The organism is Pedobacter sp. 05L430, from assembly GCF_056397585.1.
This window is the reverse complement of record NZ_JBFTNT010000016.1, coordinates 1-11,920: the sequence shown is the minus strand read 5'-3', so window position 1 is coordinate 11,920 and position 11,920 is coordinate 1. Positions and strand designations below refer to the sequence as shown.

The following is an 11,920-nucleotide window of genomic DNA, read 5'->3' as shown; positions in this document are numbered from 1 at the left end:
GGTGAAATTTTGATGGTGAGTAAGTAATGAGAATAGGGCAGAGGGGTATTAAATATTTATTGAAAATATTTTAAAAAGGGTTTTGAGAATTGAAAACTATCTCTATCTTTGCAGTCCTAAAACAATCCTAACTGCGGAAGTGGCGTAATTGGTAGCCGCACCAGACTTAGGATCTGGCGCTTCACGGCGTGGGGGTTCGAGTCCCTTCTTCCGCACACAAAAATTCCCCCGCAACACGGGGGAATTTTTATATAAAGACGGTTATAAAAATATTGATTCAGAAAGATGAACATTACACAGGAAAAAATTAACGACTTAAACGCAGTTGTAAAAATTAAAATTGCACCTGAAGATTATACTGAAAAGGTTGATAAGACTATAAAAGAACAAGCTAAAAAAGCAAACCTTCCTGGGTTCCGTAAAGGAATGGTTCCTCCTGCTCACATCAAAAAAATGTATGGCAGAAGTATTCTTGTAGAAGAAATCAACAATCTGTTAAGCGAAACTTTAAATAAGCACTTAACTGATAATAAAGTAGAAATTCTTGGTCAGCCTTTGCCTGTGATGGATGATTCTAAAGAATTCAAATGGGATTATACAGACGAATTTGAATTTGATTATGAATTAGGATTAGCACCTGCTATTGATTTAAACCTTTCTTCTAAAGACAAGTTTACTCAATATGTTGTTAAAGCTGACGAAGAAACTTTAGCTGCACGTATCAAAAACATCCGCAAAAGCTATGGCAAAATGACAAACCCTGAAGTTTCGGCAGAAGAAGACGTACTTTATGCCGAATTAGCACAACTTTCTGCCGATGGTTCAGTTTTTGAAGGTGGCATTACACAAACAGGGTCTATTCGTTTAGATCAGGTTACTGATAAAAAGATTTTAAAATCTTTAATTGGTTTAAAAAAGGATGATGTAGTTACGCTTGACGTTCAAAAAGCTTTTGATAAAAATGAGGTTATAATAGCCAAATTATTAAACATCAGCGAAGAAGATGCCAAAGACCTACAATCAAAATTCCAGGCAACGGTTAAAAATGTAAACCGTTTAGAGGAAGCTGATTTAAATCAAGAGTTCTTTGATAAATTATTTGGTGCAGGTGAAGTAACTGATGAGGCTGGTTTTACTGCCAGAATTACAGAAGAAATCGAAAGCATGTTTAAGCAAGATGCAGATCGTAAATTACAAAACGATATGTATACTAAACTTACTGACAGTGTTAAAATTGATTTGCCAGATGAGTTTTTACGTAAATGGTTAAAAGCTACTAACGAAAAACTAACTGACGAAGAATTAGCTGAAGGTTATGATGATTTCGCTAAAAACTTGAAATGGACTTTAATCGAAAACAAATTGATGAAAGACAATAACATCGAGATTAAATACGAAGATGTTTTCCAAACAGCAAAACAACGTTTAGACGCACAATTTAGAATGTACAGTCCAGCTCCGATGCCGGAAGATCAATTGGCTCAGTACACTGCTACTTTCCTTAAAGAGAAAGACAACGCTAACCGTATTTTTGATGAAGTAAAAGCGATTAAAGTTTTCGAACACATTCAATCAGTTGCTACTTTAGACCAAAAAGAAATAGCTTATAATAAATTTATAGAATTAAAATAAGAAAGGCTGGTAACAGCAAACACAATTAATTTTATAGTTTTAAGAATAAGGCGGCTTTATTAAGGCCGCCTTATTTATATAAAAGATATTCAAATTTTACAATGCCACAATAAATTACCAATTTAGTTTAGCTACTTTGGTGACAAATATTAGAAAATAGGAACTTCTGAAACCTCCTGAGGAAGCTTCATAACAGATAAAAGAAAAATAGGAACTTATGAAAATAGATAAAGACGAGTTTAGAAAATATGCAGTTAAACATCACCGTATAAACGGTTTAAATGTTGATCGTTTTATTGGAGCAACAAACAACTCTCCAAAAAGCATGACACCTTATATCATTGAAGAACGCCAGCTTAATGTAGCGCAAATGGACGTTTTCTCTCGTTTGATGATGGATAGGATTATCTTTTTAGGTGATGCTATTTATGACGGAAATGCAAACATTATACAAGCTCAATTGTTGTTTTTACAGTCGACAGATAACAATAGAGACATTCAAATTTATATCAATTCACCAGGTGGTTCAGTTTATGCCGGTTTAGGTATATACGACACCATGCAGTACATCACTCCTGATGTGGCTACAATTTGTACCGGTATGGCGGCTTCAATGGGAGCGGTTTTATTGGTAGCAGGAGCTAAAGGAAAACGTGCTGCATTACCTCACTCACGTGTAATGATTCACCAACCTTCTGGTGGTGCTCAGGGTGTGGCTTCAGATATGGAGATCAACCTTAGGGAGATGCTAAAATTAAAAAAGGAATTGTACGATATCATTTCTAATCATTCCGGACAATCTTATGAGTGGGTAGAAAAAGCTTCAGACCGTGATTACTGGATGAAAGCTGAGGAGGCGAAAGGTTTTGGAATGATTGATGAAGTACTGGTTGCCAGTAGTAAGAAAGATTAAAAATGGCTAAACAAAATAAAGAATCGCGTTGCTCTTTTTGTGGCTCAGGTAAGCAGGATACTTTAATGCTTATCGAAGGGCTTGATGCATACATTTGTGATAAATGTGTTGCTCAGGCGAATCAGCTTCTGGTACAGGAGCTGGGCAGCAAAAAAGGTAAAGCTTTAGATCCTTCGATCACCTTGTTAAAACCACAGGAAATTAAAGCGCATATTGATCAGTATGTTATTGGTCAGGATGATGCTAAAAAAGTACTTTCTGTGGCAGTGTATAACCACTATAAAAGGTTGAGTCAGAAGATTGATAAAGCTGACGAGATTGAGATTGAAAAATCCAACATCATGCTGGTAGGCGAAACAGGAACAGGTAAAACTTTACTGGCTAAAACCATTGCAAAGATATTGCATGTGCCTTTTTGTATATGCGATGCAACGGTGCTTACCGAAGCAGGTTATGTAGGAGAGGATGTTGAAAGCATATTAACACGTTTATTGCAGGCGGCTGATTATGATGTGGCTTCGGCAGAACGTGGTATCGTTTATATCGATGAGGTTGACAAGGTGGCACGTAAAAGTGATAACCCTTCAATCACCAGAGATGTATCGGGAGAAGGTGTACAACAGGCCTTGTTGAAGATCTTAGAAGGTACTGTAGTAAACGTTCCGCCTCAGGGTGGTCGTAAGCACCCTGATCAGAAGATGATCCCTGTGAACACGAATAACATCTTGTTTATTTGCGGGGGTGCATTTGATGGTATTGAACGTAAAATAGCGAACAGATTGCGTACACAGGCTGTAGGTTACAAAGTTAAAAAGGACGACGAAGAGTTGGATCTTAAAAACCTGTACAAGTATATCACTCCTCAGGATTTAAAATCATTTGGATTAATACCAGAGCTTATTGGTCGTGTGCCGGTTTTAACGCACCTTAACCCATTAGATAAGCAGGCTTTACGCAACATTCTTACTGAGCCTAAGAACTCATTGTTGCGTCAGTATGTGAAACTATTCGAATATGAGAATGTAAAGCTTGTATTTGAAGATGAGGTTTTAGATTTCATTGTTGATAAGGCAATGGAATATAAACTTGGTGCAAGGGGCTTACGCTCTATTTGCGAAGCGATTATGCTTGATGCGATGTTTGAAATACCATCGGACGCGAGTGTCCAGGAATTGAGTATTTCACTCGACTATGCCGTGGAGAAATTTGAGAAGGCCGACTTTAAAAAGTTAAAAGCTGCTTAGAAATTTAAATCCCCGGTTTTACCGGGGATTTTTTTTTAATATATTGGTTAAGGTTGTAGGCACGCCAAGCCGTCATCTCTCCTATCGTCGAGATGACGAAGAAGTAGCCGAAGACTACAAGATTTAGGATGACGGGCTCATACTTAATTGGATAACAGAAGTTTAGCATACACCTCAAAAAAAGAATAATAAAGAAAGGATAAATATATGAACGAAGAAAAAGACGTAAAAAAAGATGAAAAAGCAGTAGCGAAAGCAAAAAGAACTAAAGAAATTGAATCTCCTGTAAAAGGTGGTTTAAAATCTAAATCAGAGATTGTTAAGAACTGGTTGCCAAGATATACCGGCAGACCATTAGAAGAATTTGGACAATACATCTTGCTAACAAATTTTAGTAAATATGTGCAAATGTTCTCTGAGTGGAACGGCAATGCACCTATTTTAGGATTAGATAAGCCGATGCAAAGCGTAACTGCAAATGGAATTACCATTATCAATTTTGGTATGGGAAGCCCGATGGCGGCTACTATGATGGATCTGCTAACCGCAATTTCTCCTAAAGCAGTTTTGTTTTTAGGCAAATGCGGAGGGTTAAAGAAGAAAAACCAATTGGGCGATTTGATTTTGCCTATAGCAGCGATAAGAGGCGAGKGGACATCAAATGATTACCTGCCTGCAGAAGTACCGGCATTACCTGCCTTCGCTTTGCAGAAAGCGATATCAACAACAATAAGAGATCACTCGAGAGATTATTGGACAGGAACTTGCTATACCACCAACCGCAGGGTTTGGGAGCACGACAAGAACTTTAAGAAATACCTGAAAGGCTTACGTGCAATGGCAGTAGATATGGAAACCGCAACTATTTTTACCACTGGATTTGCCAATAAAATACCTACCGGAGCTTTACTGCTGGTTTCTGATCAGCCAATGATTCCTGAAGGCGTAAAAACTGCCGAAAGCGATAGCAGTGTAACCACTAATTATGTGGAAACTCATTTAAGAATAGGGGTAGATTCGTTAATGCAACTAATTAATAACGGACTTACAGTTAAGCACCTTCATTTTTAGTCACCATCAGTACTTTTGGGGGAATCGAATTCAATCAGCGTTCCGCCAAAGTGGCTAACTTCAGCCCAGTCATCTGTAGGAAATTCTATCATAACAATTCCACAGGTAGGGATATTATAGATACTTGCATCACTTAAGTAGTTTGCAAAATCTGTAAATCCCGGGTTGTGCCCAAATATGGCTACTCTGTCATATTTATTATTCAGCTTGTTTACAACCTTTAAAAGGGTGTTCACATCAGCTTCATAAATAGCAGTTTCTTCTTTGATCTGATCAGGAGATTTGTGCCATACTTGCGAAAAATGTTTGGCGGTAGTAATTGCTCTTAAAGCAGGGCTGCTTACCAATAATTGCGGAACAAGGTTTTTTTGAAGTATCCTTGACGCCATTTCTGGTGCATTTCTGTGTCCCCTTGGATTTAATGGCCTGTCGAAATCTGAAAGATGGGAATTGGCCCAATCTGATTTACCGTGTCTTACTAATAGCAATTGCTTCATATAAGCGTTCTTATGAGTTTATAAAACTAACAATCTTATCGGTATGAATGTTTTTCATACATTTAAAATGTCCTAAGGGACATCTCTCTAAACCAAACTTTGAACACGGTCTACACGCCAGGTCTTCTCCAACAATTAATGATTGTGATATTTTATAAGGATGTACCCCTAGCAAATCAGGTGTGGTGCCGCCCCATACAGACGCTAATGGCTTGTCAAAAGCTTCTGAAATATGCGTCAGTCCGGTATCAAATCCAATTACCTTATGGGCTTTAGAGATCAGAAAAACAGATTGATCCAGGTTTGTAATCCCACAGGTACTGAATACATTATCGCCAGTAGCTTCCTTAATTATATCGGCATTCTCTTTTACATCATTCCCCCCCAATAAAACAACAGGAAGATCTATTTTATTACATATTTCTATGATCTTATCATTAGGCAGCCTTTTGGTAAAATGAGTGGCTCCAATAACAAAGGCAACGAACTTTTGCTGATGAGATGGAGGTAAAAATTCTGATAAATGATATTCTTTAGAGATATAATAATCAATAGGCTTGTCATCATTTTTTACACCAAGAAACTTCACGGTTTCAAGATATCTGTCTACCAGATGTTTTCCAGAAATGAGTTTATTCCATTTGAATTTTAATGCCAGCCATTTACTTATTCTATCTTTTTTATAAGTAGAAGAGGGTAGTCCGGTTTTGAATTTGATAATAGAAGTACGCAGGTTATTGTGCAGGTCTATAATCAGGTCAAAATTCTCAGCTTTAATATCCTTAATGGTATCAGATAACCTTGGTTTAAGCGTATGAAGTTTAGTTAAATAGGGGTTATTCTGGTAAATGTATTTGAATGCGGGTTTGGTAAGGAAATGTATTTCGCAATCAGGTAATTGTTCTTTGAGGCATCTCACTACCGGGGTTGTGTAAATGATATCCCCCATGGAACTAAACCTTATTACAATAATCTTTTTAGGTGTTTTCAAATCAATAATTTCTTATTGTGAACCTTTTATTTTTTCTATAATACTTGTTGATGAATAACCCGGCAAGAAGTTAAGTACTTTAACCTCACCTCCATTGGCAATTGTTTCTTTTGCGCCCACAATATTATCGAGGTTGTAATCTCCACCTTTAACCAATACATCAGGTTGAACTGCGTTGATTAAATCAAGGGGAGTATCTTCACTAAAAAGGACAACAGCATCAACAAAAAACATAGATGCAATAAGTTGTGTGCGACTAAACTCATTATTTATTGGCCTGTTCTCGCCTTTAAGTTGGCATACAGAATTGTCGGTATTTAAACCAACAACAAGTATGTCTCCCAGATCTGCAGCTTCGCCAAGGTAGGCGATATGGCCAGGGTGTATGATGTCAAAACAGCCATTTGTAAATACTATCTTTTTACCTTCAGCCTTCCACTTACGGGCCTTATCAATTAGCGTATCTCTGGATACTATTTTTTGTACAAGAGTCTGTTTTGAATCTTTTGCCATAATTAATATGATTGATCTACTGCGGTGCAAAGAATGTGCCCAATCAGGATGTGCATTTCTTGTATTCTGGCAGTATTGTCTTCAGGGATTACAATATTTATATCGCAAAGTTTATTCATCTGGCCACCGTCTCTGCCAGAGAGACCTAGTGTTTTACAACCAATTTCTTTTGCTGCTTTTAAGGCGTTTATAATGTTTGCGCTGTTGCCGCTTGTAGATATCGCAATAAATAGATCTGAAGGATTGGCTAGCGCGTGCAACTGACGCTCGAATACGCTATGGTAACCATAATCATTGCTTATTGCGGTTAGTGCCGAAGTATCAACCGTAAGTGCAATTGCAGGTAGTGCCTTGCGCTCTTTAACAAACCTACCGGTAAGTTCTGCGGCAATATGCTGTGCATCGGCAGCGCTTCCCCCATTTCCGGCCAACAGTACTTTAGCACCCGAAAGCAAGGTATCTGTAATTAGTTTACAGCTGCTCTCTATTTGAGGTACAAGGTTCGAAATGACTTTCTCAATGGTTGCCTTATGATGATTTAATTCGTCTAATACCATGAATGTTAATTGGTTTTTAAAGATGCAATGATTTCTTCAATGCTGGTAGTTGCACTGCCAATATGTTTAATCACAATTGATGCCGCGTAATTAGAGATAGTTGCCGCTTCTTCAACACTAAAGTCTAGTGATAGGCAATACGCTAAAGTGGCTATTACGGTATCTCCGGCGCCGGTTACATCGTAAACTTCGGTAGCGGCAACAGGTATGATTTTATAATCTTCTTTAGTAATAATAGCAATTCCTGCTTCTGAAAGTGTTACAATCAGATAGGTTGCCTTGGTGGAGTCCAGAATAACGTGAGCAGCTTTAATTAAATCCTCATCAGAATTGATTTTTTCTGCTTTGGCAGCTTCTGCCAGTTCCTTCTTGTTCGGTTTAATAAGAAAAGCACCTTCATATTTACTATAATCCATTCCTTTTGGATCTACAAGGGTTTTTTTACCAAGCGATTGGCAGTAACCAATGACTTTTAAGGATAGGGTTGGAGTAAGTAATCCTTTATTGTAATCTGAAAGGACTACAATATCTGCTTTTTCTATATAGGGGGCAATGAAAGCAAAAAAAGATTCTTCCAGTTCAGCAGAGATGTTGTGGATATCCTCTTTGTCTATTCTAACAATTTGATGATTTCCGGCAATAACCCGGGTTTTTACGGTAGTTACTCTGCTGTCATCTTTTAAAATCAATCGATTATCTATGCCTTTTGTTGTTAATATCTCTATTACGTCGGCCGCAAACAGATCATTACCAACAATTCCGGCAAGATGAACTTTAGCCCCAAGATCAATCAGGTTGCTGGCTACGTTTGCCGCACCACCAATAATTTTTGATTCTCTATGTGCATTTAGGATTGGTACTGGTGCTTCTGGTGATAATCTGGTGGCCGACCCGAAGATGTAGTGATCTAACATGAGATCGCCTATAACTAATATATCCGGAGCGGGATTATTGTGATGTGCATTATGTAGTTTTTCTTTTAGCATGCTCTATTATAGGTCAAAGGTAAGCATAATGGCTTTTATAATGATTAAATATTGTTGAACCTGTTTTTAAAATGATCTGCTATTTCATTTACAGAATAACTATTTAAGCATTGTTTGGCCTCCAGGCCTCCTTTTCTGCCCACTAACACGCCATACTTCATATCATGGAAGCCTTCTGTTCTGTGGGCATCCGGATTTATAGATAAAATAACGCCTTTTTCAAGCGCATAGCGATGCCAGCGCCAATCCAGATCTAAGCGCAAAGGGTTGGCATTGATTTCTATAACTACATTATTTGCAGCACAGGCATCAATTACTTTGGCATAATCTATTGGGTAACCTTTTCTGCTAAGCAGTAATCTGCCGGTAGGGTGTCCTAGTATGGTAGTATATGGGTTTTCTATCGCTTTTATTAATCTTGAAGTAGCTTTTTCTTCGTCCATACGCAGGATGCTGTGTACAGATGCAACTACAAAATCAAACGTTTTAAGGATGTCGTCGCTGTAATCCAATGAACCATCAAAAAGGATGTCGCTTTCTATTCCTTTAAATATTTTAAATGGAGCAAGTTTAGCATTTAATGCTTCAATTTCCTGATGCTGTGCGTAAACGCGTTGTTCGTTTAGGCCATTGGCATAAAATGCGGATTTTGAATGATCGCAAATTCCCAGGTATTCTAATTGCAGGTTGTCTTTACAATAAAGCGCCATCTGTTCCAGGGTATGCACGCCATCACTCCAGGTAGAGTGGTTATGTAAACTTCCTTTTAGGTCATTGTAGGTAATTAACTGAGGCAGTTTGTTTGCCTTTGCCAATTCTATTTCATTTAATCCCTCTCTAAGCTCCGGTTCAACAAATGCTAATCCGGCTTTTTGATAAATAGATTGCTCATCATTAAAGGGGCCATTGCCTGCTAAAGTTAAAACATCGGTAACATGTTTTTCATTGCCGGTTAATTTAAACCAATTGAGGTAGAAATCGTGTTTGGCTACCACATAAAGTTTGATTTTAAGACCTGTAGGACTGTGTGCTATAAGTGCATCATCGCCCTGCGCTTCAAATTGTAAAGGCTCAAATTCTGATATTCTTGTAACTACTTCTTCGATGCGCTCGGCACCAATTACGAGTTCTATTTCTTCGATAATTTCCAGACAGCGGCGGTATGCTCCGGCAACACCTAAAAGCGGCTCTCCGCTGATGCCCCTAAGCCATATGGCAAGGTCTCCAAATAGTGTGTTAACAAATCCTTCTGCCTGGGCATACAGGAATTTGCCATGTGCTGCCATCTGAAATTCAATAACTTTCTTGATCTCTTCCTGTGTTTTCAGACCAAAGCCTTTTGCTTCAATAAGTCTGTTTTCATTGCAGGCGTAATAAAGTTCGCCAATGTTTTCGATAGCGAGATCTTTCCAGATAACTGATATTTTTTTAGGGCCAATACCTTTAATGCCCAGCATTTCTACAATTCCTTCGGGTGTTTCGGTCAGGATGGTCTGAAGTTCAACCATGGAGCCTGTCTGCAGTAACTCCCATACTTTTGCCGATATACTTTTGCCAAGGCCATCTATGAGTGCGATTTCTTCGAGCGTTTTATCTTTAATGGCAAATGGCAGTTTATCTACTTTAAAAGCGGCATTAGCCACTGATTTTATTTTAAAAGGATTTTCATTATGTAGTTCCATCAATTGAGACAGGAGACGGAGGGTACGGGCGATGGTCTTGTTTTCCATTGAGTTATTTTTTACCTTAACAGTAATGGAGCTATTTTTTAGGATAATTCCATCGTTGCTAAATTAAATAAAAACGCTCGGTTTTTTGATTAAACTATTATTGGCATGGTTTTTTTACCTTATGTTGCTATGAGACAATTCAATATTTTAAGTGTTTTTTTGCTGGCTCTGGTTTTGGGCTGCAATGAACCAAATAAAAAGACGACAGAGGAGGACAAAGAGGCCCGTCTTCCTGCCGGTGCATTTCCAGAGTATTCCGGAGATCTGATGATTGTTCCGGGCAAGTCGATTGATAATGTGTTTTTAGGGCAAGACATGCAAGAGGTTTTTAAGATTTTAGGGAATCCAAATGACGGTGATGCCGCGATGGGAAAGGCGTGGGGGATATGGTACCTCAGAGATTCAACTGATACCAAAAAAGGAATGCTGTCGGTTTATTCATCTTATAAGGATAGCACGATGGTTACTAAAGACGTTAAGCAGATTGTGGTGAGTGCTTCGAATTACAGAACTGATAAGGGTTTAAGGATTGGAGTATCTCTTGATGAGATAAAGGCAGTTTTTCCGAATGTAAAAAAGGCCGAGATTTATGTGAGCACTGTTAAAAAAGATACTTTAGTTGTTTATGATGCAGAGGATGAGGGGATAGCTTTTGATGTAAGGAATAAAGGAGATCATTTTTTTACTACTGCCATTACAGTACATCCTAAAAAAGTATCGGTAAATAGTACATATTTAACGATACATCCGGGTTGGAATAAAGTTCAATAAAGAAAGATTGTTTGACGCTGCTGATTTTAGGGCTGTCGTTTTGAGGCTTTCGTCATCTCCTTTGATTAACCAAAGGAGATGACGGTGCGTTCTAAAGTATGACGATGCGTTCTAAAGAATAAAAGTTAAGATCTTTTAATTTACTTTAATTTCAAATGGCATGCGTGTTTGTACGCCTGATTTTGAAATGGCTGATTTTATTTGCTGATAAATTGGATAGCTATCGCCAAGTTCTTGCTTGGCATAATATGTTTTTACTTTATCGGTACTGTTTTCCATAAATGACTTTAGGGGGCTTATCATTTCAGGATATTCCACTACTCTGTACTCTTTTACCTTTGCTTTTTTTGCTGCCGAAACAATAGCATCATTAAAGCTTCCGGTTCTATCTGCAAGTCCTATTTTTACCGCATCTGTACCTATCCAAACACGGCCACCACCAATGCTATCAATATATGCTTTAGACTTTTTACGTCCTTCAGATACATGAGTAATAAAGGTATCGTAAACTCTGTTTACATCAGTTTGAATAATTAGCCTTTCGCCATCAGTTAGAGGGCGGTTAGTACTCATGATATCGGCATATTTTCCGGTTTTAACACCATCAAATGTAATTCCAAGTTTGGAGTTCAGTAATTTCTGGAAATTAGGAATCACACCAAATACGCCAATAGATCCAGTTATTGTGTTTGGCTGTACAAAAATTGAATCCGCTGCACAAGCAATATAGTAACCTCCGGATGCTGCCACATCACCAAATGAGGCAATTACCGGTTTAACTTTTTTCGTAAGAATAATTTCTCTCCAGATTACATCAGAAGCAAGTGCGCTGCCGCCTGGTGAGTTTACCCTCAATACAATAGCTTTGATGCTTGAATCTAATCTGGCCTTTCTGATGGTTCTGGAAAGGCGCTCAGAACCAATCTGTGCATTAGAGCCTTCTCCACCAACAATATCTCCATCAGCATAAATTACAGCTACTTTGTTTTTACCGCTTTCACTTTTATCGGCGTTT

Annotated in this window: 12 protein-coding genes and 1 tRNA gene; 6 read left to right on the top strand and 7 right to left on the bottom strand. The window is 38.1% G+C overall.

Features of this window, described 5'->3' with window-relative positions:
* The first annotated feature begins 133 nt into the window (after positions 1-133).
* From AC1DG9_RS05655 to AC1DG9_RS05635, 5 genes are all read left to right on the top strand, one after another.
* Positions 134-215 (top strand) — tRNA-Leu (locus AC1DG9_RS05655).
* Between the two features lie 70 nt (positions 216-285).
* Positions 286-1,632 (top strand): trigger factor, encoded by a 1,347-nt coding sequence (gene tig, locus AC1DG9_RS05650; protein WP_337715324.1) that lies wholly within the window; start codon positions 286-288, stop codon positions 1,630-1,632.
* 217 nt (positions 1,633-1,849) lie between these two features.
* Positions 1,850-2,545, top strand: a complete 696-nt coding sequence (clpP, locus tag AC1DG9_RS05645; RefSeq protein WP_068890234.1) for an ATP-dependent Clp endopeptidase proteolytic subunit ClpP — start codon at positions 1,850-1,852, stop codon at positions 2,543-2,545.
* A gap of 2 nt (positions 2,546-2,547) precedes the next feature.
* Positions 2,548-3,789, top strand: a complete 1,242-nt coding sequence (gene clpX, locus AC1DG9_RS05640; protein WP_172660614.1) for an ATP-dependent Clp protease ATP-binding subunit ClpX — start codon at positions 2,548-2,550, stop codon at positions 3,787-3,789.
* A gap of 207 nt (positions 3,790-3,996) precedes the next feature.
* Positions 3,997-4,860, top strand: coding sequence for an AMP nucleosidase (locus AC1DG9_RS05635; protein WP_477634390.1), 864 nt, complete (start codon positions 3,997-3,999; stop codon positions 4,858-4,860).
* On the opposite strand, the gene AC1DG9_RS05630 is transcribed toward AC1DG9_RS05635, so the two are convergent.
* The 6 genes from AC1DG9_RS05630 to AC1DG9_RS05605 are packed head-to-tail and all read right to left on the bottom strand — an operon-like array spanning position 4,857 to position 10,134.
* Entirely contained in the window at positions 4,857-5,357 is a 501-nt protein-coding gene (locus AC1DG9_RS05630; protein WP_172660612.1) for a SixA phosphatase family protein, read from the bottom strand. The genes AC1DG9_RS05635 and AC1DG9_RS05630 overlap by 4 nt on opposite strands.
* A gap of 10 nt (positions 5,358-5,367) precedes the next feature.
* Entirely contained in the window at positions 5,368-6,348 is a 981-nt protein-coding gene (locus AC1DG9_RS05625) for a glycosyltransferase family 9 protein (protein WP_246269520.1), read from the bottom strand.
* A 12-nt stretch (positions 6,349-6,360) separates the two neighbouring features.
* Positions 6,361-6,861, bottom strand: coding sequence for a D-glycero-beta-D-manno-heptose 1-phosphate adenylyltransferase (gene rfaE2, locus AC1DG9_RS05620; protein ID WP_172660611.1), 501 nt, complete (start codon positions 6,859-6,861; stop codon positions 6,361-6,363).
* A gap of 2 nt (positions 6,862-6,863) precedes the next feature.
* Positions 6,864-7,418: a D-sedoheptulose 7-phosphate isomerase gene (locus AC1DG9_RS05615; protein WP_337715320.1), complete on the bottom strand. Its 555-nt coding sequence runs from the start codon at positions 7,416-7,418 to the stop codon at positions 6,864-6,866.
* A gap of 5 nt (positions 7,419-7,423) precedes the next feature.
* Complete coding sequence (gene rfaE1 / locus AC1DG9_RS05610) at positions 7,424-8,404, bottom strand: D-glycero-beta-D-manno-heptose-7-phosphate kinase (protein WP_337715318.1); 981 nt, start codon at positions 8,402-8,404, stop codon at positions 7,424-7,426.
* Positions 8,405-8,448: 44 nt separating this feature from the next.
* Complete coding sequence (locus tag AC1DG9_RS05605) at positions 8,449-10,134, bottom strand: DNA polymerase/3'-5' exonuclease PolX (RefSeq protein ID WP_337715316.1); 1,686 nt, start codon at positions 10,132-10,134, stop codon at positions 8,449-8,451.
* A gap of 129 nt (positions 10,135-10,263) precedes the next feature.
* Here AC1DG9_RS05605 and AC1DG9_RS05600 point away from each other — a divergent pair, with 129 nt between their 5' ends.
* Positions 10,264-10,905 carry a hypothetical protein gene (locus AC1DG9_RS05600; RefSeq protein WP_337715313.1) on the top strand — a complete coding sequence of 214 codons (642 nt, stop codon included), beginning with the start codon at positions 10,264-10,266 and terminating at the stop codon, positions 10,903-10,905.
* Positions 10,906-11,040: 135 nt separating this feature from the next.
* On the opposite strand, the gene sppA is transcribed toward AC1DG9_RS05600, so the two are convergent.
* A partial coding sequence (gene sppA, locus AC1DG9_RS05595) for a signal peptide peptidase SppA (RefSeq protein WP_477634389.1) occupies positions 11,041-11,920 on the bottom strand: 880 nt, incomplete at its 5' end.